The sequence below is a fragment of the Streptomyces sp. NPDC055815 genome (assembly GCF_053616475.1).
On the sequence record NZ_JBSHDU010000104.1, the window covers coordinates 1 to 26,617 of the forward strand.

The window sequence follows — 26,617 nt, forward strand, 5'->3', positions numbered from 1 at the left end:
ACCGTAGCTCGCACTACGGTCGGGGCCCTCGGGCGTTGCGCTCTACAGCTTGTCGGCGGCCAGTGCTTCGATCGCGGCGGAGAAGGCGGCTGGCTCGAAGGTAAGGACTGGCCCACCAGAGACCTTCGAGTCTCGAACGCCGACGGCGCCGGGGCTCGTGTTGACCTCGACGCACTCGTTCTGTGCGGCGCTCGCCGACGACTTGAACCAGCCGTCGGCTGCGAACTGGACGGGGGGCTTGGCGGCGCTCATGCGTCGTACTCCGATCGTGCGTTGGTCAGCAGCTCAAGGGTCCGGCCCTTGTCGGCCGCCTGGCTGCGCAGGTCATCAAACATGATCTTGTAGTCGGTGACGTCGGCGGGGTCGTCGAGGTACATACCGCGACGGTGCAACTCCAGGTAGACCACGGACATGTTGTTGACCGGTTCGGCGACGTCTTCTCTGCCGAGGATCAGGAAGTGTCCGCCGCTTCCGGCGTCGGGCGCCCCGACATCGAAGGGGAGGACCTGAACCCTGACCCGGGGGCGCTCGGCGAGCTGTCGCAGGTGGTCTATCTGCTCGGCCATCACCGCCGCTGATCCCACACGCCGCTTCAGTACGGCTTGATCCAGGATGATCCACAGCCTCAGGTCCTCGCGGTCGAGGATCTGCTGCCGCCTGATCCGGGCCTCGACTCGGGCGTCGATGACCGATGCGTCTGCGTGGGGGTCTTGCTGCTCGTGGAGGTGGCGGGCGTATTTGGGTGTCTGGGCGAGACCGGGGACGAGAGATGTCGCCCACACGTACTCGTACTCTGCGATCTCCTCGAAGGCGTGCAGGGCGTTCAACCAGGGCGCGGCTTCCGCGTTGTCCATCCACCACCCGTCAGCCTGTGAGCGGGCGAGCTCGACGAGGTACTCGGTCTGTTCGTCGGTGGCGCCGGAGGCCTGCGCGATGGCCCGCAGGGTCGGGAGCTTGAGGGCGCCCCGGTCCTGCCACATCAAGTACCTGTTGACCGTGCCGGGCGAGACCTCGGCGGAGCGTGCCACGTCGCCTTGCGTCAGCCCTTGAGCGTCCATCAGTTGTCGGAGTCCGCGGGCGATCTGCATCCGACTGGCGGGACCTGCCGCCGTGCTCCGTGTCGCCATGTCCACCCCTCCGCCTGAGCCGTACCGCGGATTTTCGGCACGAGCTCGATCACCACCCGCAGGGTACGCGGCAGTCGTCACGGTGTGCTCCCTCCTCCACTGTCCCCAATGCGGGGGAAGTTCAGCCGAACGGGTACCAGTAATTGAAATTCAATGGCAGTGTTTCAAGTAGCACCCGGTCGTGTGCGTCGAATCACGCAACGTGACCGAAGGGCACCCCCTAGGACATCGGACAAGAGGGGACCGACACACCATGACGGCACGCAGTGCGCCGTCGGCAGACATCCGAGTCGACGTGCACGAACCTTCCGGCCTCACCGCCGGCCAGCGCGACCAGTTACACGCCCGGACCTGCGCGGCGGGCTGTGGATCGCGCCATCTCACCCGTGACGGCGGATACGCCTACGTGCGATCCGGAACCGAGGGCGGCCGACTCGGCTACTCGGTGAGGACCCACGACAACTGCCCGACTCTTGGGGGGAGTTCATGAGCCATACCCGTGAAGCATCCGACGTCGGGGCGCACTGGCTGGCCACGGCGAGATCTTCGTCGTGGGCGGTCTGGCACGACTGGCTGCACAGTACCTACGCCGTCCTGCCCACCGGCGCCTTATGGGACCTCATCGCCATGCCGCAGCACCGGCTGACCAGCGCGGCCGAGTACCGGCGGGAGGCCTGGACGGACGTCCCGATCCTCGCCGACCTCGGCACCGGCTACGTCTACGTGTGGGTCCCCGCCGGCACCCACACGACGTGGGCCGTCCCCGGCACCACCGCCCTCGGGCCGCCGTGGTGGATCGCCGTCCCCCGACCGGGCGGCCCGCAGGTCGCCGCGCGCCAATGGATCACGCCCCCCGGCCGGTTCCCTCGCCTGATGGACCCCGAGGCGCTGCGCGACGTTCTGCTCGCCACACCGACAACCGGCACCCGAGGGGAGGACGGCGCATGAGCGTGATCATTCCCCGCCTGTTCGGCGTGCGCGTGCCATGTCCCGAGGACGGCCCCGACTTCCGCGAAATCCGGACCTTACCGGCGGAGGCGGCCGACACCCCCGAGACGGCTGAGCTGCGAACGGGGGTGATGTATGGCCTGCTGTGCCTGCCCATGCCGGATGTCAAGCGACTGGCCCATCTCGCTGGCGAGCTCGCCGAGCACATGGCCGAGCGCGTCCTCAGTGACACCCTCCTGCTCGTCACGGACTACCACCGCGGACTGGCCACGATCAGCGTGATCGCCCCCGGCGGACGCGTCCACGCAGCGCTGGACCCGGACTCGCTCGCGCACATCGAGCCGACGGACCGGGTCGGCGTCATCCAGCACGACATGGGCCCGAGCGCTTACGTCCAGATCCAGGTGGCGCGGCCGTGATCCACTGCGAAACGTGGGCTGGACTCCCTGGTGACCCGTACCTCTGGCTCCTTGCCTGTGACGGCGCTCCGACGCCGTGGGCTGCCGTTCGACGGCTGACGGCGGCGGCGGAGCATCTCGCCGACCGGCTCGACGACGACCCGGACGACGTCCGCCCGTTCCCCGGCGCCACCCTGCGCCTCTGGCTCGACGACCGCATCGGGTGCGAGGACGTCGCGGACCGGCTTACCACCGGCGCGTACGTCCCGGAGGCGGTCACCGTGACCGGTCCCGGGCACGTTCTCTACACGCTCGCCGCGATGCCCGCCGACGGATGCGTCTGCCACCGGCCCCGGCCGCTCCGCGACCCAGCGACCGACGGGGTCCCCGCCGTGACGGGCGGGTGGTCGGCGTGATGCCCCCGACTGCCGCCGATGTGCTCGCGATGGCGGGCGAGCAGGTCCTCGCGGCGGTGCGGCTGAGGTGGCCGGGTGCCGAGGTGGTGCCGGGTCCGGTGACGCCGAGCGTCACGAGCTACGTGCAGCCGCTCGAAGTCGATGGTCGCCTCCTCTACGCGAAGGTTTCGGTGTGCGGGGTGTCGCTGGTGTCCGTGCTGCGCGGGGCGTGCGGCGATCTCGCGACCCTCCGGGCCCGGCAAGCGGCGTATCTGGTCTCACCCGGCTCGCTCATGGCGCGCGAGGCCGCGCAGTTGCGGACGTTGGCCGGTCCCGCCGCCCTCGGTACCGTCCCGCTCGCCGAGTACAGCCGCGGCGTGCTCTTCACCGAGCCGGTACCCGGCCCGACGCTCGCGGACCTGATGGAGGCCGAGCCGGGCCGCACGAGCGAGCTCCTCGGTCTGGTCGTGCGCGACGTCGCCGAGGGCCTCGCTCGCGAAGGCGTGGCGGCGGCCGTCGATCGGGGCCAGATTCGCGAGCGGGGCATCGGCGACACCTTCGCCCGCAAGTTCAACGGGCTTTCCGGCCTGCTGTATCTGCGGGAGACGGGCTACGGCGACGTCCTCGACGGTGTGGTGATCCGGCTTCGCCGGGCCCGCCGGGCGCCGTCGCTCCCAGGCGTGAGAGGCGTCGTCTTCGGTGACCTCAAGCCCGAGCACGCAGTCTTCCCCGACGGCCCCGCCGGACGGCCGGTGTTCCTCGATCCGGGGCTGATGCGCGGTCACGCGGTCGCGGACACCGCCAAACTCGTCTCCCGTACGGTGCTGGGACTGATCGGCCTCCCGTCGGCCCCGGATGCTGCCCGCGTGATCCTGGCCGGGCTCGACCCCTTCGTACGGGCCACGGCCCGGCGGCTGCCCGACGCCGAGCGGGAGGCGTGGATGCGCGAGCTCGTGCTCCTGGTCCTCATGGACACCACCTGCATCCTCACCACCTATCTCACGGCGCCGGCGGATCTGCCGCTGTCCGCCCACGCCGCCGGACTCCGCGCCCGCGCCCACGAAGTGACCGGACTCCTGGACCGCGCCACGGCGCCGCTCCTGGCGGCCGTGGACGGGCCGACGCTGTGGCGGCTGTATCTGACCTGCGCACGAAAGGCGGTACACACATGAAGGTCGGACTCGTCGGCGCGGGCGCGGTCGGGCAGAGCGTCGGTGCCCTCCTCGTCGGTTCAGGGTGGTGCGAAGAGGTCCTCGTAGCCTCCGGCTCCGAGGTCAGCGCCCGAGGACTCGTCACCGATCTTGAGGACCTGACCCAGGTCACCCGTTCACCGGTCCGGGTGGCCGTCGCCGCCCCGGACGACATGGGCGACTGCGACGCGGTCGTGGTCTCCCCGCGCGCCAAGTTCACCAACACGGCCACCGCAGATGTACGCATGGCCGGACTCGCAGCGAACGCCCCGCTCATCGCCGCTCTCGCGCGGCAGTTCACCAGCTACCCCGGTGTGGCGGTGATGGTGACCAACCCCGTCGACGTCCTGACACGCCTGTTCGCCGAGGTGTCCGGCTGCCCGCGTGTGCTGGGGGTCGGGGCCGCCACGGACACCGCCCGCTACCGCCTCACCCTGGCCCGCCTCCTGCGCGTGCCCACGGACGCCGTACGCGGGCACGTGATCGGAGAGCACGGCGACGCCGCCGTGATCTGCGCCTCCACCACCACCGTGCACGGCCGCCGCACGCACGTGCCCGTACAGCGCGTCCGCGACGAGCTCGCAGCCCGCCCCCGCCGCATCAGCGCCGGAATCGGCCGTACCCGCTCCGGCCCCGCCGGAGCTGTCCTGACCGCCCTCACCCACGCCCTCGGCCTCATCGACGGCGTCACCGAGGTTTCCACCCGTCAGGACGGCGGCGTCTGGCTCGGTATGCCGGTGGCGTACACCGCCGGCACGCCGACCCTGTGCCCGCCGCCGCTCGACCCCTCCGAGGCCGCCCAGCTCGCGGCGTCCACGGAGAAGCTCCACACCGCCTACATCCAGCTCGACAAGGAGAACTGACCCGTGAGTGCTGTACGTATCGCCACCGCCGACGGCCAGGCCGTCACCGTGACCAGCGTCGGCGAGGCCGTCCCGGCGTGGGCCGCCCGCTACTTCGGCGCCTGGTGGACCGCGACGCCGGTCACGGACATCGCCGGACCCGTGGTCTCCGGCGATGTCGACGAGGAGGAGCTGCGCGCGCTGACGGCCGTGGTCGATGGCTCCTCACCGGAGCGGATCGAGTATGCCGGCGCCGAGATGCTCTTCGTCCGCGACGGCTCCATGGTCACGGCCGTCCAGCCGAGCGAGGGTCTCGCCTACCGGTGGGACGCGGAATGGAAGCTGCTGCGGATCGCCGGCACCGATGAGACCGCCGTCGCCACCGCCACCGCCCGCCTCGCCCGCGAGATTGTCCGGGCCCAGCTCCTCGCCGACGGATGGGCGATTCTGCACGCCTCCGCCGTCACCGACGAGGGCGGCGCCACGATCCTCACCCTCGGCGACAAGGGCGCGGGCAAGACCACCACGGCCTTCACCCTCGGCCGTGCCGGATGGGCGATGCTCGCCAACGACCGCGTCTTCGCCCGCGCCACCGCCGACGGCATGGTGCGTGTACTGCCCTGGCCGTCCGCCGCCGCGGTCGGCTTCGGCCTCCTCGACGCGCTCGACCTCTACGAGACCGTCCGCGAGCGCCTCGCCTCCGGCGAGCAGATGCACCCCACCCAGCACCCCACTGTGACCGACGCCCTCCTTACCGGCAGCCGCACCCCGCTGTGGAAGAAGAACGGCAAGGGCGAGCTGAAGCCGCAGTTCTTTCCCGATCAGCTCACGTCCTGGCTGTCCATCCCGCTCGCCACCAAGGGCCACGCGGCCGGAATCCTCTACCCGCAGATCACGCGCGAGGCCGCCCCGCGGCTGATTGAGATCTCGCGCGGCGTCCAGGACGGCGACTTCTTCGACGAGACGACCGAGGACCGCTACCCCGACGTCTTCGGACTCCTGCCCCCGCCCGCTGACCACACCGCCCTCCGCGCCGCCCTCGCGGACCTGCCCCGCCAGGGGCTCGTGATGGGCCACGACGTCACCACGAACGCCACGCTCCTCAAGGAGGCCGTCTCCGGCCTCCGCGCCTGACCACAAGACCGCCGGTCCGAGCCCCCCTCGCGGACCGCTTCACGTGCCCCTCCTCGCCCCAGCCGCGCGAGGAGGGGCATTTGGTCGTCCGGGGTGGCTCAGGGTGGTGATGCCAGAATCTCGGCCATGTCAGAAACCTTCTGGACCGCCGTCGGTGCGATCGGCGGCACGCTGGCCTTCGGCGGCGTCATATGGCAGGCCAATCTCACGCGCCAGTCCGTCAAGGTCAGCCAGCTGATGGCGGCTGACGCCATCCGTAGCCGACTTGACTCCCAGGCCCCGGACATAACACTCAAGCTGGAAACCCCGCCCTGGGAGCCGCTGGCGTGGAACAGCTCCGGCATGCCCTGCGGCAGGTGGCCGACCGGGCACACGTGGCACTTCCCCGCGGACCAGGACGGGGCCAACCGGCTCGTGCTGCAACAGGTCCTGGTGCTGGAGAACCGCAGCGACCGGCGGGTCCAGGCCCGGTTCGATGGCGACCTGGTCGTGGCCAGGGACAACAGGCCCACGGCCGTCGGAGTGCTCCTCCTGGAGCCGGGGGAGACGACTCCGGACATCTACCTCCAGAGCGACTTCACCATCAAGCAGCTGTCGGAGAACTACGCGGCGAAGCAGACCGGTCAGGAACTGCCGCACCAGGTACGAGGCAGCGTCACGGTGGAGGACGACCGTGACAATGGAAGCACCGACCGGTGGGACCTGGCGCTGACTGGTACCCCCGTTCACCCGGTCCCCGACCGCGACGGTCTGTGGCAGCTCGCGCCCTGGCACCTCATCGAAGAGTCGGGCCTCCGGACCTTGGAGTACAGCCTGCTGCCACCGCGTCAGCGCATCCACTGGGTGTCACGGGCCCGTGGCATCCAGCTCCCAGAACCCGCCGGCGCTCCGGACAGCGTGTAGCCGACCGGCAGCGCTGCAACGCCAGTGGTGCGTCGTACGCCCGCCCCGCATGCCACCTCGCGGTGGCACGACGAGGGCAGGGCCGTTACGCGAGCGCCTGGCCGAGGTGGTCGCGAGAACGTCCGGTGAGCTGCCGGTGCAGGGCCTCGGCCCGGGAGCGGATCAGGCCCTCGCGGTAGGGGGCGGGGAGCCGGTCGAGGACGCCGGCGGCCATCTCGGCGGCCGCCGTGGGGTCGCCGTCCGCGCGCAGACACGCGGCGGTGTCCATGGCCAGCAGCGCCCGGGTCATCACCGACGGCGAGGTGGTGAGTTCGAGGGCGTTCTCCTGCGCGGCGTACGCGGCCGAGGTGTCGCCGAGGAGCGTGTACGCCTGCGACAGATGCACGTGGTGCTTCTGTCCGGGGTAGCCGAACCAGGTGTCGGCGGCCTCCTGGCCGTCGAGACGGTCGGCCATGTCCCGGACCTCGCGCACGGCGAGCCGGGCACGGTCGGTGTCGCCGAGGGCGGCGAGCGCGCGGGCCGTGACCGCCGCGGACAGCGCGGCCGCGGCAGTGGGTGCGGCGCCGGCCTCGCGTCGGGCCCGCGCGGCGAGGCGCGCGGCCTCGGCGGGGGCGCCGTAGTTGAGGGGCACCATGGCATGCCGGGCGAGGACCCAGGCGGTCATCCGGCGGTCGCCGGACTCGCGCGCGGCCCGCTCGGCGGTGGCGAACCAGCGGTGCGCATCGCGCTGGTCGCCGCGGTCGTGCTGGACGATCGCGACGAGTCCCGCGATCCCCGCGGCGGTCCGGGCGAGCTCGGCCCGCTCCCGCGCGGGGTGGGACCGGTTGAGGACCTGGCCGAGGAGGTCGAGATCGGCCTGCATCTCGGCGAGCACCGCGTCGGGGGATCGGCCCCGGTAGCCGCCCCGGTGCCGCTCGAACGCCGAGGCCAGATACGCCAGGTCACCGGCTCCGGAACCGTTCAGGCCCCCGTCGATTCCTTCCCTGGCCTGTGCGATGCCGGGCAGTGCGGAGATTCCCGCCGCTGCCGCTGCCGCCCCGATGAAACGCCGCCTGTCCACGTCCGTCTTCTCCCTGCCCTGGCGCCGCCGGTACTCCCGTGAGGCGGCCACGGCCCGCCGCACGTCGCCGACCGTGAGCCCGTACGCGGCGGCGATCGGCTCGTGCCAGATAGCCACCGGCAACCGCTTCTCCGTCTCCCACCTCTTCAAATTCTCCGGGTCGAACCATCTGCCGCCCTGTGCCTCCTCCACCAGCCGGGCCTGTTGCTCGCGCGTGCGGCCCGCGTCCTCGCGGAGGCCGCGGAGTAAGACCCCGATCCCGTTCGGGCACATCATGAGCCGCCCCCCTGCCGTACGTCGGTGTAATCGCATCCTTGGCCCCCCGCTCTGGCCCCCCGCAGGGCAAACGCACCCCCGCACGGCCCCTCTGTGAGGGTGTGCCCGCCCCGTTCAATGGGCGAACGCCACCGGGGCACCCGGACTCTCCCCACGGCCCTGGCCGCAGGAGAGGCCGCCCCGGGGGCGCCACTCGAAACGTCGATCGAGAGGAGCACAACCATGACCCTGACGGCCCCCGAACAGGCCACGCAGGCGGCGCCCGCCGCCGAGTACCGCGACCCTCGCGCGTACGTGCAGCCCGAGGTCTGGGAGCGCGAGATCGCCCTGCTGATGCGCGACTACCCGTTCGACGAGGTGATGGCGACCCGTCTGTTCACCGCCGCCGTCTCCTACCTGATCACCGCGATGGAGAAGTGGGGTCAGGGCCTGGAGATGTGCTGCGGCCGGATCGTCGACATCGCCGTCCACGTCTTCATCCTGGACACCGTGAACTACCGGCAGTTCTGCTCCGCGAACTTCGGCGGGAAGTTCCTGGAGCACATCCCCGAGATCGCGTTCAAGTACGACGGCTCCGTCGAGCGCACGGCCCAGATCATCGCCGACAACGGGTTCGACGTGGACTGGAAGCTGTGGGAGGCGGACTACGCCAAGTGCGGCCCGTGCTCCCCGGGGTCCAACTGCCACTGACCCGCAGGCCGTAAGGCCGGCGGCATCCGTGCCCGGGGGTGCCTCGCGCTCCCGGGCACGGCCGTGTCCTCCTTCGGGCGACGCAGTGCGGATTCCCCTCCGGCACGCGGGTGGAGGCCGGTAGCTTGGGCGGTCCTCGCCGTCCGGCCCGCGTACCCCGGAGGACCCGTTCATGACCAGCGCCGCCCCCACCACCCCGGCCGAGTACTGGGACAAGTACAAGCCCTTCAGGGGGGAGGGAGAGCAGCCCCGGCCCGCGGCCGGGGCATTCGACTGGACCGGGCTTGCCGACGGCGGGCCCGGCGCCGAAGTTCTCGGCGCCCCGGCCACCGCCCTGGACCTCGGGCCGGCGGAGGGTGAGAACGCCGCGTTCCTCGCCCGGGCCGGGGTGGAGGTCACTGCCGTGGACTTCTCGGCGGTCCAGGTCGAGCGTGCCCGTGCCTTCTGGGACGGCGAGCCCCGGCTCACGTTCGTGCACGCCGAGGCGTGCGCGTTTCTCGACCAGGAGACCCGCCGGTTCGACGCGATCTATTCGACCTGGGGCGCGGTGTGGTTCTCCGACCCCGAGGAGCTGTTCCCGCGCGTCGCCGCGCGCCTCGCGCCCGGCGGCACCTTCGCGTTCTCGCACCGCGAGCCGGCCGTCGGGCAGTACGGCGCCCAGCAGATGGGCGGGAAGTGGCTGGAGGGCCGGGAGACCGAACTGGCCGTATGGCGCTGGCAGTACGGTCCCGAGCAGTGGGCCGACATCCTCAAGCGCCACGGCTTCACCGCCGTCGATGCCCGGGTGCTGCCGCACCCGGATCCGGTCGCCCTCGGCACGCTCCTCGTCACCGCCCAGGCCGCGCCCTGAGCCACCCGGCCACGCCCCCAGGCAACAGTGAAGCCCCGGCACGCGCCGGGGCTTCACTCGTGTGACGGGCGGCTTTGCCACCGATGCGCAACGGCCGGAGGGCCCGGGATGGGAGGGTCAGTCCCACTCGGGGGCGGCCGCCAGGCCCCAGCCGACGTCACGGCATGCACCCCAGCCCGGGTCGGCCACCGGCCACCCGGTGTCGTGCAGGCCCCATCCGATGTCGCGTCGCATCGCAGTCCCCTCCCTGTACACGGGCCTCATGTGCAAGGCCCGGGACCGGCGACGCTATATGTGACCTGCAGGAACGAGGAAGGGGCGGGCGGGATCTCCGTCAGGAGGCGTGGCGGTAGGCGCCCGCCGGCCGTACGACCGTGTGCCCCCACCTGGCGTTGAGCTGGTCGAGGACGGGCTCGATGCGCAGCCGGGCCTCGCGCTCGGGGTCGAGGGACAGCTGCGTGCCGGGGCCTTCCTCGGCCGGTGTGAGCTCCTCGGCGGTGACGGTCAGGCTCCTGACGCGGGCCCGCTGGAAGGCGAGCGCGTCCCAGCCCCGCCACACGGCGGTGCGGAGGTCCTCCGTGTGCGCGGACGGCGCGGGGAGTTTCCGGGTGCGTACGACGGTCGAGCCGTCCGCGAGGCGTACGGACAGGGTGAGGCCGCGGGCGATCTGCCCGCGTCCGCGCAGCTCCTTGGCGAGCTCGGCGACGAGGTCGAGCAGCGCGGCCCGGATGAGGACCGGATCGAGCATGTCCCGGTCGAATGCGTGCCGGGCGGAGGCCGACTCCGGGCGGCGCAGCGGTACCACGGCGCGGGGGTCGATCCCGCGGGCCCTCTGCCGCAGCGTCCGCCCGGCCTTCCCGCCGACGACGCGGCACACGACCTCTTCGGGCATGGCGGCGAGGGCGCCGATGGTGTGCAGGCCGTAGCGGCGCAGTGTCGCGGCCTGCACGGCGCCGACCCCGTAGAGGGCATCGACCGGCAGCGGTGCGAGGAAGGCGCTCGCGGCCCGCTCGTCGGGCAGGTACAGGACCCCGGCGGGTCCGGTGCGGGCCGAGGCGGTCGCGGCCGTCGACCACGTGTCCGCGATGCCGATGCAGACGTCGATGCCGTGGAGGAGGGAGCGCACCCGCACCCGCCGGGCAATCTCGTCCGGCTCCGCGTCGTGGAGGCGGAGCACGCCGCCGATCTGGGCGAGGAGAGCCGAGGGCGGGAGGGGCTGGACGAGGGGGGTGACGTCCGCGAGGACGTCGAGGACGGTGCGGTACTCCTCGGGCTCGATGTCCGGTCGGCATCGCACGTGCATGATCATGCTCTCGCTCATGCCCCGCTCACCCTCTCCCCGCGTCCGGTGTGGACGAGCTCGCGCAGCGCGACCCGGGCCGCCGGCCCGCCAGACGGAGTGGCCCAGTACGGATGCCACCACAGCCGTACGGACAGCCGGATCAGCCGGCGCCGGAGAGTCGTGGTGCCCGCGGTCCCGGGGGTGCGGGGACGGGCGAGCTCCTCGTAGGTCCTGGTCCATGCCTCCTGGGCGGTGACCAGGTCGTCGGGGAAGGGGCGGTGCGTCATACAATTCAGTAGAGCATGTGTTCGAATAAGTTCGCCACGTGTGCACGCCGGAACCAGCGGAACGCGCGTTCTAGCCTGACCCGGCCGCCCCGCCCGACCTGAGGACCGCCATGACCACCCCCGCCCCGGTCAACCTCCCGCCCCAGCAGTGCCCGCCCCAGCTCCTGGGCCGCTGCGCCCGCTGCCAGGCCCCCTGCCACCGTTACGGGTGGGGTGGGAACCCCCTCTGCCTGACGCATAGGGCAGAGGTGGAAGCTCTGCAGAAGCCCAAGCGTCCGGTGGGCTGATGTCCGAGCTGCCGCCCGACCTCCCGCGTCTTCGCACCTTGGAGACGTGGCTCGTGGTGTCCCTGGACCGGGTCCGGGCCCGGATCACGGAGGCCGAGCAGCGCGAGGCGGCCATGCGGAACGTACGCGTTGGGCCGGCGGACCCCGGCTGGGTCCTGGCCTACCTGCGCGAGCGGGGCCACCGAGTACCGGCCGCCGTCCACATCGGCGACTGCCGCCTCGCTGGCAAGAACACCAGTCCCCTTACCCGCGGCGAGGCCCGCCGCGCCCTCGCCGAGGCGGGCTTGCCCGCCTGTGAGGTCTGCCGACCGGACTCTGACCTCGGACTGCTCGACTGACACCGGCCGGCACCGGTCAGCGGGCGCGCTGGCCTGGCACTGGGCAAGGCAACGTGTCGCGCCGTCCAAGCAGATCGCCGGGGGCGGCCCCGGACTGCGGTCATGCGGACTTCCGGCGCCGGGCCGGGGCCGCCTTCTTCGCCGCGGTCTTCTTCGCGGCCGCCTTCTTCGCCGGTGCCTTCCTGGCCGTGGCCTTCTTCGGCTTCGGCATCTCGTGCACCGTCGCCTCGCCGTCGGCGGTCTCGCCGCGGCTCTCCTTCGCCTTGGCCACGGACGCCTCCAGCGCGGCCATCAGGTCGACGACCGGCGCCGGCGGCGCTTCCCCGCCCGCGGCCGGGGCGGGCGTGCGGTGCTCGGCTTTCGCTTCGATGACCTCTAGGAGCGCCTCGGTGTAGTGGTCGCTGACGTCCAGGTCACCGATGCTGTCGACGGTCATCGTGTCCATCAGTGCGAGAGCGCCCTCGATCTCGTCGTCGGTCAGCGCGGTCGCGGGTGGGGTGAGCTCGGTGGGGGAGCGGATCTCGTCTCCCCAGTGGAGGCCGGACAGCAGAAGGGCGTCGCCGAGGGGGCGCAGGAGGCCGAGCCGCTCGCGGCCGCGGAGCGCGAACTTGGCGACGGCGACCTTCTCGTTGCGGGCGAGTGCCTTGCGGAGGAGGACGTACGGCTTCGACGCGACCGGGCCGTCGGCGGTCAGGTAGTAGGAGCCGGCGCCGTACTGCACGGCGTCGACCTGGTCCGCCGGGATGAACGCGACGATCTCGATTGCCTTCGCGGTGGGCAGCGGCATCGTCGCGAGGTCTTGGTCCGTGATGGGGATGATCTGGTCCGTGCTGACCTCGTAGCCCTTGCCGATCTCGTCCTCGGTCAGCTCGCGGCCGTCGAGCTCGCACGACTTGCGATAGCGGACGCGGCCGTGGATTTCGCCGTTCTTCATGTGGACCTGGCGGAAGGCGACCGAGTGCGACTCGGCCGCGGCCTCAAGCTTGATAGGTACCGTGACCAGCCCAAAGCTGACAGCTCCGGACCACAAGGGACGGGGCATTCGTACTCCTCCGCGGCCCCCCTGGGGGTCCCAGGCTATGCAGACGCCGTCCGTGATCGCACCCCCTTGGCGTGAGCCCGCACGACCACCCAGGGCATCAGCAGTCGGACCGCGGCGGGTCGGTCAACCGCCGGCGTACGCGATCGCCAGGACGGTGAGGGTGCTCGTGGGAGCCCCGACCATGATCACGGCGGTGACGTGCCCGCGGGCCACGGTCCGGATGATGCCGTCGTCCTCGCCGTACGGCTCGGAGTGCCCCAGGGGGTCCTCCTGTGCGTCGACGAGACAGACCGCGAGGTCCTGGCGCGCGCCGTCGGGGAGCTGTTTGTAGGTGTCGAAGACGTCGGCCGGGAAGCTGAGCCGGTAGGTCACGCGGCGCCCCGGCCCGACTCGCGGTCGGCACGGTGGCCGGCGTCGCGCAGAACGTCGCCAGTGTGGTCGACAGCCACGTCGCCGAGAGCGGGAGCGCCAGCGTGCTGGGCGCGGGCGGCGGCGATGCGGGGAGCGGCGGCCTGGAGCGCGTCGGCGGCCGCGGCCCACCGGTCGAGGACTACGGAGAGCTCATCGATCGGGGTGAGGTTCACGTCCGCAAGAAGCTGCTGACGGGAGGCTGAGTGCGGGAGTGCGTGATGGAGCCGGTCCACCGTCCACGTCTCACGTGCCGTCACGTCTGCCTCCCGGGCGTCGTTCCTGTCACCCGCCAGCCTACGCGGCCCACCGCGGCCCGGTCAGGCGCTCCGCTGAGTCCGCCCCGCGGGCGACATCCGGCGCCCACCAGGCCGCCCGGCCATGCCGACTCGACGCCGAGAAGACTGCCGTCTCGTAGGTCCCACTCACCACGTGCCTACCTCGCTCGGCAGCGGTGACTCACCATGGCGCAGGCTGCGGTGTTGCCCAACCGAGACGGCATTGGTGGGGCGGTGGTGAGTGTGATGGTGAGGCCCGTACCGAAAGGTGAGGCATCCGTGTGCCGCCGATCCTTTCGAGGAGCCGCTGATGTCCTCTCCCTCGCCCCGTGGCCTCGACGAGGCCCTCGACAACCTGGCCGAGGTCACCGGCCGATTCCTCGCCGGCCAGGACCTGGACGGTGTCCGCCGCACGGACGCCACGTTCTGGCAGCCGGGGCGCCGCGTCGTGGTGAAGGACGCCGACGGCCCCGTCCGCCGCTCCTCCTACCGGGCCGGCTGGCACCGCCTCACCGTCCGCATGGCCACCCTCGCCGCAGCTGCGGGCGGGGCGTACGGCTACCTCCACCATCCCGAAGCAGTCACCCAAGCCCTCACCTACGGCGCCCCGATGGCCGCGCTCGCCACGGCGGCCTGCGGCGTCACGTACCGGATCAAGGGCCGCGAACGGCGCGAGCTGCTGCAGGAATGGGTCGAGCCGCTGCACCAGGCGCTCGCCGGCCCCCTCCAGATCTCCGAACACACCGACCCCCGCACCTACCTCCACGTACCGGCCGACTTCACCGACGACGACGCCGAGATCCGCATCGACCTCCCGCTCCACCTCCGCTTCAACCGCGACACGATCGCCGAGCTGGTCATGCAGAAGCTCGCCCTGCAGAACGCCTCCTTCTCCTGGCGCCTGGCCGGACGCGACCCCCACCTCATCGTCAAGAAGAAGGACCGACCGCCGACCTCACTCGGCCTGAACGACCCCGGCGTACGCGACCTCCTCGCTTCCGTGCCCGAATCCGCGCCGCTCATCGGCCTCGGAGCCGGCAAGCAGAAGGTCTCGGTCGACCTCGACCACGACTCCCCCCACGTCCTGATCTCCGCAGGCACCGGCGGCGGCAAGTCCACCATCCTGCGCACGATCGCCTGCCAGTTCCTCCACAACGGCGCCCAGGCCCACATCCTCGACTTCAAGCGCATCAGCCACACCTGGGCCCGCGGCATCCCCGGGGTGAACTACTGCCGGGACATCGCCGACATCCACGACGCCCTGATCGAGCTCGGCACCGAGGGGCACCGCCGCATCCGGCTTGCCGAGCAGCTCGGCGACGACGTCCTGGCTGCCGAACCCGACCGGGTCGGCCCCCGCATCGTGATCCTCCTCGAAGAGATCAACGCGACCATGGCCCAGCTCCGCCGCCACTGGGAGAAGATCCGCAGCAGCGACGACCCCAAGACCAGCCCTGCGATCGACGCCCTCGCCGAGATTCTCTTCATGGGCCGCCAGGTACGCCTCCATGTCCTGCTCGTCGCCCAGTCCGCCACCGCCCGCGCCCTCGGCGGACCGGAGATGCGGGAGAACTTCTCCACCCGCATCCTCGTCCGCTACACCCTCAACGCCTGGAAGATGCTCGTCCCCGAAGTCCACCCCGCGCCCAAGCCGACCCGGCATCCGGGCCGCGTCCAGGTCGTCCTCGGCGGCGCCGCCCGCGAGACACAGGTCCTCAACCTCTCCGAAGCCGAAGCCCGCGCCTGGGCTATGGCCGGCATCCCCGGAAACCACCAGCCACTCACCCTCCACAAGCCAGGTACGACCGTGGGCAACCCGCCGGAGGCGGAGAGCGACGCCAGCTCGGAAACGGCCAAGTCGGCCGGGAGTGAAGCGGGGCTGGTCGGGCTCCGGGCTGCGCAGCAGGAGCTGGAGGGCATGACTCTCGCCGGCCTGCGCTGGGCCCGTCGCAACGACCCAGAGTTCCCCGCCCCCGCCAGCAGGTCGGGCGCGGAACACCTCTATCGCCTCGACGACCTCCACCAGTGGGCCCGCAACCGGCCCCGCACCCGGGATACGAACCCGAAAACCCCGGGCCGGAGCGTCGCCTGACCGCGATAATCCAAGGTCAACCAGACAGGCGAGAAAGGCCGGACGTGCTTCAGTTCTCCAACAACGGCGGGTCGCTCCAGATAAGGATCGACCCCACCCGGATCACCCTCAACCGCGGATTCGACGTGCACAGGCTCACGCTCAACGTGGAGCTGACGCCGTCCGGCGTTCCCAGCAGCGAGCTGCTGGACCACAGCGAGCTTGAAACCGACCTGTCCGTGACCGGACCGTACGGCAGATGGCTTGCCACCTCGGGACCCGCCCGCGTCGCCATGATCAACCACAGCACGTACAACGTACGGCTCGCCTTCGCGATCACGAATCAGCAGCTGCTGGACCTCGAAGAGCACCGCGCCGGCCAGGACCTCCAGCTGGAGCTCCACATCCGCGGCTTCCAGCCGCTGTGCCATGGGGTTGCGGAAAGCCGTGTGATGTTCCGCGTCCCGGCGAGCACCTGGCAGGACGAGATCCAGCGGCTCGGCGCCGCCTTCGGGTTCACCCTGGCGATTCCGCTGCCGGGCGCAGGAGGTGCTCGGCGAGAAGCTGCCGAGTATCTCCAGGAGGCCCGTCGGCTCCTGCATGACGGCGAGTTCGACAAGGCGATCGGTAGCGCCCGACAGGCCATGGAACGCATCTCCGCCGTCGCCGACTGGCCCGCCATCAGCAAGAGCGACGACCTGCACCAGCGCACCCAGACGCAGCGGTGGCGCGCGATCTATAAGGCGGCGTTCGATCAGGCATCCGGTGCGGAGCATGCCGATGACGTCACCAAGGACTTCGAGTACAGCCGCACCGAGGCGGAAGCGCTCATCGGCATCGCGGCGAGCCTCCTGCGAGTCGTCTCGACTCCCGGACTCTGACGCAGGGGAGTGCAGCGAATGTCGTAACGCGTGGGTTGGTTGCTTACTGCTGGCCTGCGGTGAGGCGGCCGTCGGAGGCGATGCGACCCTCAGCGGCCGCGCTGAGCAGTGCCTCCGGCGATGCGTGATGCTACAGAGATGGACGACACCGAGGTTCTCGGCTCTGCTGCACTGATCGTGAACGAGGACGGGCAGTATCTGCTGCATCTGAGGGACGACATACCGGGCGTGGTCAACCCAGGAACGTGGTCGCTGCTGGGCGGGACCACAGACGCGGACGATCCGACCTTGGAAGCGACGATCGCTCGGGAGCTTGCCGAAGAGGCAGGGCTGGTGCTGCCGGGCCTGCGCCGTTTCACGCTCGCCCACAACAGTTGGGAGGGCGTCTCGGGCTACATACAGGTCTTCCTGGGGCGGTGGAACGGAGACCCGGAGACACTGATGCTGACGGAGGGCGTGATGCTCCGCTGGTTCCCCGTATCGATGCTCCCTCGACTGCGGATGTGCCCGTGGGCGGAGGACGTGATCCGCCTGCACGAGGCGAGCATGGACGGACACGTCGCGGAGCTCACAGGCGCACGACTGACCCCTCTCAGGCCGCCGCCAGCTCGGCGCGCGCCCGGTCGATGAACTCGCCCACGGTGCGGTCGCTCTTCCACGGCCCAAGAGCGGTGGCGAACTCGCGGAGATAGCCGTGAGCCCGGGTCGAGGAAACCGTAGTCAGCACGTCCAAAGCGCGGGCGCCGACGGCGAGGCTCTGGTCGAGGTCGCCGTCCTGGAGGTGGCTGCCGGCGAGGACGGCGAGACGGATGCCGACGGCGCGGGTGAACCGGTCGGACGGCATGGCGTCGGCCTGCGAGTTCCATGCGAACGCGGCGCGTGGCTGCCCGAGGTCGCGGTGGATCTCGGTCGCGTCGGCCGCGAGGCGGGCGTGTGTGAAGTACGACAGCCAGTCCGGGTCGGGGGAGTCGGGGCGGATGGAGTCGAGCAGGTTCTCCGAGAGAGCGAGCGCGGCGTCGGCTGCCCTGGCGTCGCCCGCCCGGCCGTGGGCGCGGGCCTCGGCCAGCTTGGCGAAGGCCAGCACGCGCGGTGCCGCCACAGCCTTGGCGCGCTCGAACGCGCCCTCGGCCATGTCCGCGGCCTGCTGCGGGTACCCACGGAGCATGGTCTGCAGGGACATCGTGGTCAGCACGTAGCAGCCGGCCTGAACGTCGCCGGCCGCCCGGGCCAAGCGCAGGGCCTGGACGAAGTGCCGCTGGGCGGCCTCGTGCTGGCCGATGTCGAAGGCGGACCACCCCACGACCCGGGACAGCTCCGCCGTGGCGGAGAACAACTCCTTCCCGATCGCTTCCGTGTAGGTGCCCGACAGCAGCGGGGCCGCCCGCAGGCGCAGGCACTCAGTGACGGAGGAAGTCTTCCAGTTGCCGCCACCGAACTTCGAGTCCCACCGGCGGGCCTCGTCGGCGGCCTGCCACAGCTCGTCCAGATCGCCGCGCCCGACCCGCCGGCCGCCCTGGTGGACGGTGGCAGCGTCGGCGGGCTGGGTGAGCCACCGGGTGACGGGGATGGTGAAGGCAGAGACGGCGAAGCCGTTGCTGAGGAACTTTCGGCGGTCCACGGTTCTCCAGTAGGTCGCGGCGACGCGGATGGCATCGGACGGGTCGCGGGGGAAATCCAACCCCATGTCACCTTCGCCGCGTTGACGGTCGTACATGCCGATTTCCTCGACGGTGACCCTTCGTCCGAGACGTTCGCCCAGCGCAGCGGCCACAAACTGCGGGACGGGAGCGTGGGGGACCATGCCGAGGTTCACCCAATTGGCGACGCTGGTGTGCCCGTATCTGGTCTCCCGGCCGGCCTCGCGGGCGATCCGGTTGACCTGGTGAGCGAGCGCCTTGTTGCTGGCGCCGGCCGCCAGGATGAGGCGCGCGAGATCCTCGTTGCGCCCACGAGAGCGCCGGGTGTCTGCCACTGAGCCCCCATCGGTTCGGGGCCCCACGGCCCCGTTGCCGTGGGGTGGGCAACCGAGCCTAGAGCGGGACAGGTCTGCACAGAACCCCAAGATGGCCCGCGCGAGTTGTTAGCCCCCCTTGTGCGCCTCCACCCCGGCCGAGCCAGCCGCTTCTCTGGGAACGTGCCGCCCGGCCCCCTGGCCCCGCAACCGGAGCGCCGGGCGCACTCCAGGACGCGCTCCCGTGCGGCGGCTTCGTCGAACGGGAGCGTCGAGCGCCGTCACCCCGCGATCCGCGGGGCCCCCGAGGAGAGCCCATGGTGACCACCCAGACCGAGCGCACCGCGCTGTACGCGGACGCCGGCCGGATCTTCCAGAGCACCGCCGACCACTACGCCCGCTACCGGCTCCCGTACCCGGTCTTCCTCACCGACACGGTGGTGGGCCTCGCGCACCGGCACACGGCCGCACCGCGGATGGTGGACCTGGGCTGCGGCCCCGGCCCGGTCAGCCTCGCCCTGACGTCCAGCGGCGTCGACATGATCGGCGTCGACCCGAGCGGCGAGATGCTCGCCACCGCCCAGAAGCAGGCCGCCGAGCGCGGGCTCCTGGTCGACTGGCGCCAGGGCACGGGCGAGACCATCGCCGACCAGCACGGCACCGGCGGCGTCTCCGGGGCGGTGATCGCCGACGCCTTCCACTGGATGAACCGCCCCCGCGTACTGCAGCAGCTCGACCAGGTCGTGGCCCCCGGCGGGTTCGTCGCCGTCCTGTGCTCCCACGCCACCGGAGCGCCCCGGCCCTGGTGGCACGACGTCATCGCCACCGTCCGCTCCCGCTACGTCGGCCGCGTTCCGGCCGCCGGGATCGGCCAGGACTACGTCGTCCCGCAGGGCGACCACCAGGCGCTGCTGAAAGCCTCCCTGTTCGCCCGCACGGCGGTGATCCGCGCCGAGCACACCGTCCGCTACACCCTCGACGAGCTCGTCGGCGTCCAGTTCACCTACGCCTACAGCTCCCCGGCGCTCCTCGGCGACCAGGCCGAGGTGTTCGCCGAGGACCTGAAGCGTTCGCTGCTCGCGGTGGAGCCGTCCGGCGTGTTCGAGGCGGACGTCACCGCGGCGCTCATCCTCGGATGGCGCCCGTAGCGGCCGGGCTGTGCCGCGCCGCAACCGCGTCGGCGCGGCACAGCCGCCGCTCAGCCCCGGCCGAGCCGGTGGACGCTCCAGCCGGCGTCCTCCCACGCCTCGTGGTCTACCGCACTGCGCGCGTCGACGAGCACCCTGGCCGCGACCGCCTGGCCCACGGCCTGCGGGTCGGCGCTACGGAACTGCGGCCACTCGGTGGCCAGCAGGACGGCATCCGCGTCCTTGGCCGCCGCCAGGGCGCTGCCCGCGTACTCCAGCTCGGGGTGCAGGGCGCGCGCGTTGGCGTTGGCCATCGGGTCGTACACCACCACGTGCGCGCCCTCCTGGTGGAGGCGATGCGCGACGTCGAGTGCGGGGGAGTCGCGGATGTCGTCCGTGCCCGGCTTGAACGCGGCGCCCCACACGGCGATGCGGCGCCCGGCCAGCTCTCCGCCGGCCGCGGCCCGGACCCGTTCGACGGTGTGCGAGCGGCGGTCCTGGTTGACGGCGTCGACGCCGCGCAGGAAGTCGAACGAGGCGCCGACGCCGAGCTGGTCGGCGCGGGCGATGAACGCGCGTGTGTCCTTGGGCAGGCAGCCGCCGCCGTATCCGAGGCCGGGCGACATGGCCTTGTGGCCGATGCGGTCGTCGAAGCCGATCGCGCGGGCGACGACGGACGCGTCCGCGCCGGTGGCCTCGGCGAGGTTGGCGATGGCGTTGATGAAGGAGATCCGCGTGGCCAGGAACGCGTTCGCCGAGCCCTTGACCAGCTCGCAGGTCGCCGGGTCGGTCACGATGATCGGGGACCCGGCGTCCACGATCGGCGCGAACGCCTCACGGATCAGCTTCTCCGCCCACGGGCTGGAGACGCCGGCCACGATCCGGTCCGGGCGCAGCGTGTCGTCGACGGCGTGCCCCTCGCGCAGGAACTCCGGCGACCAGGCCACCTCCACCTCGGCGGCCGCGGGCGCCAGCTCGTGGATCCGGGCCTCGACGGCGGCGGTCGTCCCGACGGGCACCGTCGACTTGCCCACCACCAGGCACCGCTCGCTCAGCAGCGGGGCGATCGTGTCGACGGCCGCGTACACCTGCGACAGGTCGTACCCGGAGCCGTCGGGAAGGTCCGGGGTGCCCACGCCGATGAAGTGGATCTCGCCGAACGCGGCGGCCTCGGCGAAGTCGGTCGTGAACCGCAGGCGCCCGCCGACATGCCGGCCGAGGAGGTCGTCGAGCTGCGGCTCACGGAACCATGCCCGCCCGTCGTTCAGGGTGTCGATTTTGTCCTGATCGATGTCCACGCCGAGCACGTCGTGCCCGATCTCCGCCATGGCTGCGGCGTGCGTAGCCCCCAGGTGCCCGCATCCGATCACGGTCATGCGCACAGCGATGTGCCCCTTCCTCGTCGGGATTCGAGACGAGCCACACAACCACAGTCCCGCCTCAACCACGCAAACCCGGAGGTAGACAGCATGAAGGTCACCGTCGTCGGCATCGGGCGTCTCGGAGCGCCGTACGCCGCCTCGCTCGCCGAGATCGGACACGACGTCCTCGGCATCGAGTCCGACCCCCGCACTCTGGCCGAACTGCGTGCCGGCCGGGCCCCGTTCGACGAGTCCGGCCTCGGCGAGACGATCGCGAAGCACGCGGCCACCGGCACGATGCGCTTCACCGACTCCTACGACGAGGCCGTCGCCTTCGCCGACGTGCACTTCGTCTGCGTCCCCACCCCGCAGCGGCACGGCGCCCTGGCCGCCGACCTGACCTACATCGAGGCCGCCGTCACCGGCCTCGCCCGACGAGCCCGCCGCGACTGCCTCATCGTGGCCAAGTCCTCCGTCCCCGTCGGCACCGCGCAGCGCCTGGGTGAGCAGGCCGCCGCCGTCGCCCGCCCGGGCGTGAGCGTCAGCGTCGCCTACTCGCCCGACTTCCTGCGCGAGTCCACCTCCATGCAGGACGCCGCCCGCCCGAGCCGCATCATCGTCGGCATCCCCGATCAGCGCCCCCAGGACGAGACCCTCCTGCGCACGATCTGGGGCCCGTGGACCGCCGCTGGCGTCCGTCTGATCGTCACCAACCTGCAGACCGCCGAGCTCGCGAAGTCCGCGGCCAACGGCTTCCTTGCCACGAAGGTCTCCTACATCAACTTCATCAGCGCCCTGTGCGAGCAGACCGGCGCCGACATCCACGCCCTGGCCCTCTCCATGGGCCTGGACCCCCGCATCGGACCCGCGATGCTCGACGCCGGCCTCGGCTTCGGCGGATCGTGCATCCCCAAGGACATCCGGGCGCTGTACGAGCGGGCCACCGAGCTGCACGTGCCCGAGGCCGCGTTCCTCAAGGACATCGACGCCATCAACATCCGCCGCCGACGCCGCGTCGTCGCCCTGACCCGCGAGGCAGCCGGAGGCGCCCTCACCGGCAAGCGCATCGCCGTCTGGGGCGCCGCGTTCAAGCCCGGCACCGACGACCTCCGCGACAGCCCCGCCCTCGCCGTCGCCCTCGACCTCCACGCCGCCGGCGCCGACGTCGTCGTCCACGACCCCAAGGCCCTGCCCGCCGTACGCCAGGAGGCACCGCACCTCCAGACCGCAGACCTCCTCGACAAGGCGCTTGACGGCGCGCACGTACTCCTGCACCTGACCGGCTGGGAGCACTACCGGCACGCGGACCCGACCGTTCTCGTCGACCGCATGGCCACCCCGGCCGTGATCGACGCCCGCGGCACCCTCGACCGCGCCGCATGGTCCCGAGCCGGGTGGACCTTCACCGCCCTGGGCGCCAGGACCCTGTCACCCGCCACCGCCTGACGCGTGGGCCGACGCCGCCGAGGCGTCCGAGACCACCGTGTCCACCACACCCTCGCTTCGTGATCAGCGGCCCGCCGGGCCGGCGGCAGCCGTGCGTGGGGCGCGCTCCATACACGGCGCGCCCCACGGCACCACTGTCCGCCGCAGCCGGTCTGTCACTCGCCCGTGGAATATGCAGGGATTCGCCTGCGCCGGTCCTGTCGCCTCGGGCACTGTGAGGGAACCGGGGCAGCCGACGGACCGTACGGCGAGCCATACCGATACGCGGGAGAAGGGGAGACCGGGGCATGTGGGAGCCGGATGGCGCGGAAGGGCACGTGGGCAAGGTCGGGGTGCTGCTGCAGGACGGCACGGTGCCGGGCCCGGTGTACATCGACATGGGCAGCGGATCGCACGTCCCCAGCTTCACCGACTGGTGGTTCTACAACGGGGAGGGCCGCTCGCCGCTCGCGGACCGGATGCGTGCCGTGTGCGCCTGCGGCTGGCACGGCGAGGCGACCTACCCGATCGACTGGACGCAGGTCTCGCACCGCGAGCCCCACCGATATGACACCTCGGGGCCGGAGAAGGACTGGGACGACCACATCCGACAGGTAGCCGTCCGCGCGGTGCCGCTGCCCGAGGACGTCGCCCGGCTCCTCTCGCACCTTCGCGAGCGACTGGACGACATCGAGGACGACGACCCCCTGACCGCGCTGAGGATCGTGGGCGAACTGGATGCGATCGTCGACACGAACGGTGCCTACGCGGCCCGCCTGGCCACCGGGAAACACACCGACGAGGAGATCGCAGTGGCCCTCGGCAGCACCGAGACAGCCACGGCAGCTCGGCTGCGCCGGTACGACAACCGCAGGGGCTACTGATGGCCCGTCTCCTGCAGAGGCAGCTGAGCGCGGCTCGGTCTGCTGCGGAGCGGGTACTCCAGGGTTCCGTTCCCCGGCGCCGCGCCCGCACAGGCTGAAGCTGACGGATATCGAAACAGTGTTCCCTTTGTGTCGGATGGCGGTTTAGTGTCCCCTTCAAGCAAGATCCCGCAAGGGGGGAACCACCACATGCACCCTGCCGAAACCGCAGGTCGGCCCGGGCGGCCGCCCGGCACTCGCGTCGACCCCGACGGACTCACACCCCGACAGGTCGCGATCATCGAGTGCATTGAGCGCGCGATCCAGCGCCAGGGATACCCGCCCTCCATGCGAGAGATCGGTGCCGCGGTCAAGCTCAGCAGCACCTCGTCCGTCGCGCACCAACTCATGGCACTGGAGCGGAAGGGAGCGCTCTACCGCGACCCCCACCGCCCCCGCGCGTATCGAGTCCGCGCCCGCTGGAGCGAGGACTTCCCGCAGGCGTCGACATCAGCTGCTCCTCCCACAGCCGCCGTCCCCCTCATCGGGCGGATCGCCGCCGGCGCCCCGATCCTCGCCGAGGAATCGGTCGAGGACGTCCTCTCCTTGCCGCGGCAGCTGGTCGGGGAAGGCCGGCTGTTCGCACTGAAGGTGGTCGGCGACAGCATGATCGACGCGGCCATCTGCGACGGAGACATCGTCACCGTGAGGCAGGCAGATACCGCGGAACACGGCGACATCGTCGCCGCGATGCTGGACGGCGAAGCCACGGTGAAGCGCCTGCGTCGCGAGGACGGCCGCGTATGGCTCATGCCCCACAACGCCGCATACGACCCGATCCCGGGCGACCACGCCGTCATCCTCGGCAAGGTGGTCGCGGTCCTGCGCACTCTGTAGAGGGAGAAACGCGGGCGCGGCGCGATCGTCATGACGAAAGCGGTAGCGGCGGAGATGATCAGGTGGGATAACGTCCTATCCAACGAGGCACAGCGGGTGTGGCGAAGCATCAGGCCCCGCCGTCGGCAAGTGAGGAGACGCCCCATCATGAAGAGGCCGGCCCGCCTTCCCGACTGCGGCTTCCCGCCCAGCACCCCGCCCGACTTCTACGCCATGTCGATCACCGCAGCCGACGTCGCGGCGATGGAAGCGTTCTTCACCGCCCGCCTCGATGAGGTGGGCGCCCGCTACCAGCCGACGGCCCCGGAGACGCGCATCGCCCAGGCCCTCTACGAGACCGTCGGGTATCAGCTGGATTTGCTGCATGACTCCCTTGGCGACACTCGGCCGGAGGCGTTGATCGACCGGCTCGACCTCTGGAACAGCCTCGTGTACACCCTGGAGCCGTGGCGGGGCACTCCGGGACACGACGGGGAACGCTGGTGCTTGATCACCTGGACTGACGAGACGGCCCCCGTCCGTGCCCGGCGCCGCGCCGCTCAGCGGCAGGGGGCACAGTGAGCACAGCCGTGGACGTCTCGTCGGGGACGACCTTGGAACCGTCGGCCGCCGAGCCGGAGGGGGCCCCGAAATCTGCCCGGCCCGCGCACACACCGCCTACCGCACTCGCCTGATTGCCGAGCCGGCCAGGACTGGGCCGCCCCATTGACGCCGGCCTTCGCCAGCAAAGCCCGCTGGAGCCACGTCACCTGCTGCGTGGTCCCCGGCTCCGTCATCCGCGTAGTCAAGCCCGGCGACCCTCAGACAACAGGGAGCCGCGTTCTGCGCCTCCCAGCTCTCCGTACGCAGTCCGATGCGGCCACAGAATGAATTGGCCGGCGCCCTCAGTCCGCCCCGGAGGGCGGGTGGCACGGGCGCCGGCCTACCAAGACACCCGCCGATCCAGGGACCCGCGAGGCTTGTCGGTGAGTGTAGCGGCGTAGCGACGCGAAAGGAATTCGGTACAGTTTTCTTGTCCAGGGCATGATCGCGGCTGCTGCACGGCCGCGCCCTGCCCGCCTCATGTCGTCCGTATTGGAGTTCGCCGTGATCCGCGCCGGCCGCATCGACAAGGTCCGCACCCTCGCCGATCTCGCCGCACAGCAGGGACTCAGCCTCGGGCGCTACCAGGTCGTCAAACCGTACGCCGCGGAAGGCTTCCCGGCTCCGATCAGCTCAGACGGCGCCCGCACCCTCCTGTTCGACGCCGACCAGGTCGACGCCTACCTCCTCGGCGCCCCCGTCCCCGAACTGCCCAGCACCGACAGCGACGAGGACCTCTTGGACCGAAGCGAAGCCGCCGCCGAACTCGGCGTCGCCCTGACCGGCTGGAGCGCCTACAAGAAACGCCCCGCCCTGGCCGACCACAAGGTCGTCATCGCCGGCGTCGAGCACTGGCCCCGCGGCATCATCCGCGCCTACCGGGACGCCAGGAACAGCCGCCCCGCCACCGGAGGCCGCCCCAAGAACGCCGGCGACCAGATCCCCCGCGACCAACTCCTCGCACTCGCCGCGCCCCTCCTCGACGCCGACCCCGCCATCACCGCCGCCCGCGTCACAGAAAGCCTCGGCGTCCACCGCGACACCGCACAGCGCGCCCTGACCCACCTACGCGCCAGCCGGATCGCCGACCGCCTGGCCGCCGATCCCACCCTCACCCCCCAGCAGGCCGCCGCCGAACTCGGCTACCCCGCCGGCCAGGTCCGCACCGCCGTGCACCAGGCCCTCACCGAACTCCGCGCCCGCCAAGCCAGGGCCTACCTGGCCACGGTCACGGCCACCCTGCACGAAGCCGGCCTCACCGACACCTCCACCGCACCGGACGTCGAGCAGAGCCGCGACACACTCCGTGCCGCAGTTCCCCTCACCCCCGAGGCACCGGCGGCCGCGCTCGTCTGGGAAGACGGCGAGGGATGGCGCACAGCCACCCGACGCCTCCACCCGTACACCGCACCAGGAAGCCACCCCCTCCTTCCCCAAAGCGCCGAGCCCCGTCCCGCCGACCTCCTGGCCGCACTCACCTCCTGACACACCGTCTCAAGCCCCTGAAGGACCCGGAATCCAACCGCCTTCGGGCTTCCGTTCTGCCGCGAAGACGGCAGCCGGGGCGCACTCGGCCGCCTGCTGGTCGGACGAGGCGGGGGAGCAGCACGGGGGAGCAGCAGGGGGGCGCGGCGACAGGGGCGGGCTGAGGGCCGGTGGGGCGCGCCCTGGGGACTTTCTTGGGGCTGGGGCCGGTGGTGCGCCGCCGGGGGTGTGTCCGGGCG

The 26,617-nt window shown here is 71.5% G+C and carries 29 protein-coding genes; 19 read left to right on the top strand and 10 right to left on the bottom strand.

Annotation, left to right across the window (positions count from 1 at the left end; translation table 11 throughout):
- Nucleotides 1–42: 42 nt before the first annotated feature.
- Nucleotides 43–252 carry a DUF397 domain-containing protein gene (locus ACWGN5_RS37865; protein WP_453522952.1) on the bottom strand — a complete coding sequence of 70 codons (210 nt, stop codon included), beginning with the start codon at nucleotides 250–252 and terminating at the stop codon, nucleotides 43–45.
- The gene (locus ACWGN5_RS37870) at nucleotides 249–1,088 is read right to left on the bottom strand and encodes a helix-turn-helix domain-containing protein (RefSeq protein WP_453522953.1); all 840 of its coding nucleotides are present in this window, start codon (nucleotides 1,086–1,088) and stop codon (nucleotides 249–251) included. The genes ACWGN5_RS37865 and ACWGN5_RS37870 overlap by 4 nt, the downstream gene beginning before the upstream one ends.
- Nucleotides 1,089–1,613: 525 nt before the next feature.
- Here ACWGN5_RS37870 and ACWGN5_RS37875 point away from each other — a divergent pair.
- The 7 genes from ACWGN5_RS37875 (at nucleotide 1,614) to ACWGN5_RS37905 (ending at nucleotide 6,937) form a co-directional block, all read left to right on the top strand.
- Nucleotides 1,614–2,075 (top strand): hypothetical protein, encoded by a 462-nt coding sequence (locus ACWGN5_RS37875; protein ID WP_453522954.1) that lies wholly within the window; start codon nucleotides 1,614–1,616, stop codon nucleotides 2,073–2,075.
- The gene (locus tag ACWGN5_RS37880; protein WP_453522955.1) at nucleotides 2,072–2,494 is read left to right on the top strand and encodes a hypothetical protein; all 423 of its coding nucleotides are present in this window, start codon (nucleotides 2,072–2,074) and stop codon (nucleotides 2,492–2,494) included. The genes ACWGN5_RS37875 and ACWGN5_RS37880 overlap by 4 nt, the downstream gene beginning before the upstream one ends.
- Nucleotides 2,491–2,889 (top strand): hypothetical protein, encoded by a 399-nt coding sequence (locus ACWGN5_RS37885; protein ID WP_453522956.1) that lies wholly within the window; start codon nucleotides 2,491–2,493, stop codon nucleotides 2,887–2,889. The genes ACWGN5_RS37880 and ACWGN5_RS37885 overlap by 4 nt, the downstream gene beginning before the upstream one ends.
- Nucleotides 2,886–4,040: a phosphotransferase gene (locus ACWGN5_RS37890; RefSeq protein WP_453522957.1), complete on the top strand. Its 1,155-nt coding sequence runs from the start codon at nucleotides 2,886–2,888 to the stop codon at nucleotides 4,038–4,040. The genes ACWGN5_RS37885 and ACWGN5_RS37890 overlap by 4 nt, the downstream gene beginning before the upstream one ends.
- Nucleotides 4,037–4,921: a lactate/malate family dehydrogenase gene (locus tag ACWGN5_RS37895; protein WP_453522958.1), complete on the top strand. Its 885-nt coding sequence runs from the start codon at nucleotides 4,037–4,039 to the stop codon at nucleotides 4,919–4,921. Before ACWGN5_RS37890 ends, ACWGN5_RS37895 begins: the two co-directional genes overlap by 4 nt.
- A gap of 3 nt (nucleotides 4,922–4,924) precedes the next feature.
- A complete protein-coding gene (locus tag ACWGN5_RS37900; protein WP_453522959.1) occupies nucleotides 4,925–6,034 on the top strand; it encodes a hypothetical protein in 1,110 nt (369 codons plus the stop codon).
- Between the two features lie 126 nt (nucleotides 6,035–6,160).
- On the top strand, nucleotides 6,161–6,937 hold the full coding sequence (locus ACWGN5_RS37905; protein ID WP_453522960.1) for a hypothetical protein: 777 nt from the start codon (nucleotides 6,161–6,163) through the stop codon (nucleotides 6,935–6,937).
- An 85-nt stretch (nucleotides 6,938–7,022) separates the two neighbouring features.
- On the opposite strand, the gene ACWGN5_RS37910 is transcribed toward ACWGN5_RS37905, so the two are convergent.
- A complete protein-coding gene (locus ACWGN5_RS37910; protein ID WP_453522961.1) occupies nucleotides 7,023–8,114 on the bottom strand; it encodes a transcriptional regulator in 1,092 nt (363 codons plus the stop codon).
- Between the two features lie 381 nt (nucleotides 8,115–8,495).
- On the opposite strand from ACWGN5_RS37910, the gene ACWGN5_RS37915 reads away from it, so the two are divergent.
- Both ACWGN5_RS37915 and ACWGN5_RS37920 read left to right on the top strand, forming a co-directional pair.
- Nucleotides 8,496–8,963, top strand: a complete 468-nt coding sequence (locus ACWGN5_RS37915) for a hypothetical protein (protein ID WP_453522962.1) — start codon at nucleotides 8,496–8,498, stop codon at nucleotides 8,961–8,963.
- A 172-nt stretch (nucleotides 8,964–9,135) separates the two neighbouring features.
- A complete protein-coding gene (locus tag ACWGN5_RS37920; protein WP_453522963.1) occupies nucleotides 9,136–9,813 on the top strand; it encodes a methyltransferase domain-containing protein in 678 nt (225 codons plus the stop codon).
- A 334-nt stretch (nucleotides 9,814–10,147) separates the two neighbouring features.
- Here ACWGN5_RS37920 and ACWGN5_RS37925 read toward each other — a convergent pair whose 3' ends face one another.
- Nucleotides 10,148–11,134, bottom strand: coding sequence for a DNA polymerase Y family protein (locus ACWGN5_RS37925; RefSeq protein WP_453522964.1), 987 nt, complete (start codon nucleotides 11,132–11,134; stop codon nucleotides 10,148–10,150).
- Nucleotides 11,131–11,382 carry a hypothetical protein gene (locus ACWGN5_RS37930; protein WP_453522965.1) on the bottom strand — a complete coding sequence of 84 codons (252 nt, stop codon included), beginning with the start codon at nucleotides 11,380–11,382 and terminating at the stop codon, nucleotides 11,131–11,133. The genes ACWGN5_RS37925 and ACWGN5_RS37930 overlap by 4 nt, the downstream gene beginning before the upstream one ends.
- 286 nt (nucleotides 11,383–11,668) lie before the next feature.
- On the opposite strand from ACWGN5_RS37930, the gene ACWGN5_RS37935 reads away from it, so the two are divergent.
- On the top strand, nucleotides 11,669–12,007 hold the full coding sequence (locus ACWGN5_RS37935; RefSeq protein ID WP_453522966.1) for a DUF6233 domain-containing protein: 339 nt from the start codon (nucleotides 11,669–11,671) through the stop codon (nucleotides 12,005–12,007).
- A gap of 100 nt (nucleotides 12,008–12,107) precedes the next feature.
- Here ACWGN5_RS37935 and ku read toward each other — a convergent pair whose 3' ends face one another.
- The 3 genes from ku to ACWGN5_RS37950 form a co-directional block, all read right to left on the bottom strand.
- Entirely contained in the window at nucleotides 12,108–13,049 is a 942-nt protein-coding gene (gene ku / locus ACWGN5_RS37940; RefSeq protein ID WP_453522967.1) for a non-homologous end joining protein Ku, read from the bottom strand.
- Between the two features lie 123 nt (nucleotides 13,050–13,172).
- The gene (locus tag ACWGN5_RS37945) at nucleotides 13,173–13,421 is read right to left on the bottom strand and encodes a hypothetical protein (RefSeq protein WP_453522968.1); all 249 of its coding nucleotides are present in this window, start codon (nucleotides 13,419–13,421) and stop codon (nucleotides 13,173–13,175) included.
- A complete protein-coding gene (locus ACWGN5_RS37950; protein WP_453522969.1) occupies nucleotides 13,418–13,717 on the bottom strand; it encodes a hypothetical protein in 300 nt (99 codons plus the stop codon). Before ACWGN5_RS37950 ends, ACWGN5_RS37945 begins: the two co-directional genes overlap by 4 nt.
- Nucleotides 13,718–14,045: 328 nt before the next feature.
- On the opposite strand from ACWGN5_RS37950, the gene ACWGN5_RS37955 reads away from it, so the two are divergent.
- The 3 genes from ACWGN5_RS37955 to ACWGN5_RS37965 all read left to right on the top strand — a co-directional run bounded on the left by ACWGN5_RS37955 (nucleotide 14,046) and on the right by ACWGN5_RS37965 (nucleotide 17,317).
- On the top strand, nucleotides 14,046–15,827 hold the full coding sequence (locus tag ACWGN5_RS37955; RefSeq protein ID WP_453522970.1) for a pRL2-11: 1,782 nt from the start codon (nucleotides 14,046–14,048) through the stop codon (nucleotides 15,825–15,827).
- Between the two features lie 44 nt (nucleotides 15,828–15,871).
- A complete protein-coding gene (locus tag ACWGN5_RS37960) occupies nucleotides 15,872–16,687 on the top strand; it encodes a hypothetical protein (RefSeq protein ID WP_453522971.1) in 816 nt (271 codons plus the stop codon).
- Between the two features lie 138 nt (nucleotides 16,688–16,825).
- Nucleotides 16,826–17,317, top strand: coding sequence for an NUDIX domain-containing protein (locus ACWGN5_RS37965; RefSeq protein WP_453522972.1), 492 nt, complete (start codon nucleotides 16,826–16,828; stop codon nucleotides 17,315–17,317).
- Here ACWGN5_RS37965 and ACWGN5_RS37970 read toward each other — a convergent pair.
- Nucleotides 17,280–18,659 (bottom strand): sporulation protein, encoded by a 1,380-nt coding sequence (locus ACWGN5_RS37970; protein ID WP_453522973.1) that lies wholly within the window; start codon nucleotides 18,657–18,659, stop codon nucleotides 17,280–17,282. The genes ACWGN5_RS37965 and ACWGN5_RS37970 overlap by 38 nt on opposite strands.
- 296 nt (nucleotides 18,660–18,955) lie before the next feature.
- Between ACWGN5_RS37970 and ACWGN5_RS37975 the strand changes: the two genes are divergently transcribed.
- Nucleotides 18,956–19,786, top strand: coding sequence for a class I SAM-dependent methyltransferase (locus ACWGN5_RS37975; RefSeq protein ID WP_453522974.1), 831 nt, complete (start codon nucleotides 18,956–18,958; stop codon nucleotides 19,784–19,786).
- Between the two features lie 50 nt (nucleotides 19,787–19,836).
- Here the strand turns inward: ACWGN5_RS37975 and ACWGN5_RS37980 are convergent, their stop codons facing one another.
- The gene (locus ACWGN5_RS37980; protein ID WP_453522975.1) at nucleotides 19,837–21,141 is read right to left on the bottom strand and encodes a UDP-glucose dehydrogenase family protein; all 1,305 of its coding nucleotides are present in this window, start codon (nucleotides 21,139–21,141) and stop codon (nucleotides 19,837–19,839) included.
- A gap of 93 nt (nucleotides 21,142–21,234) precedes the next feature.
- Between ACWGN5_RS37980 and ACWGN5_RS37985 the strand changes: the two genes are divergently transcribed.
- The 5 genes from ACWGN5_RS37985 (at nucleotide 21,235) to ACWGN5_RS38005 (ending at nucleotide 26,378) form a co-directional block, all read left to right on the top strand.
- A complete protein-coding gene (locus tag ACWGN5_RS37985) occupies nucleotides 21,235–22,572 on the top strand; it encodes a UDP-glucose dehydrogenase family protein (RefSeq protein ID WP_453522976.1) in 1,338 nt (445 codons plus the stop codon).
- Between the two features lie 287 nt (nucleotides 22,573–22,859).
- A complete protein-coding gene (locus ACWGN5_RS37990) occupies nucleotides 22,860–23,435 on the top strand; it encodes a hypothetical protein (protein ID WP_453522977.1) in 576 nt (191 codons plus the stop codon).
- 189 nt (nucleotides 23,436–23,624) lie between these two features.
- Nucleotides 23,625–24,311: a transcriptional repressor LexA gene (lexA, locus tag ACWGN5_RS37995; RefSeq protein ID WP_453522978.1), complete on the top strand. Its 687-nt coding sequence runs from the start codon at nucleotides 23,625–23,627 to the stop codon at nucleotides 24,309–24,311.
- Between the two features lie 147 nt (nucleotides 24,312–24,458).
- On the top strand, nucleotides 24,459–24,872 hold the full coding sequence (locus tag ACWGN5_RS38000; protein ID WP_453522979.1) for a hypothetical protein: 414 nt from the start codon (nucleotides 24,459–24,461) through the stop codon (nucleotides 24,870–24,872).
- A gap of 501 nt (nucleotides 24,873–25,373) precedes the next feature.
- Complete coding sequence (locus ACWGN5_RS38005; protein ID WP_453522980.1) at nucleotides 25,374–26,378, top strand: DUF6292 family protein; 1,005 nt, start codon at nucleotides 25,374–25,376, stop codon at nucleotides 26,376–26,378.
- The last annotated feature ends 239 nt before the right edge of the window (nucleotides 26,379–26,617 follow it).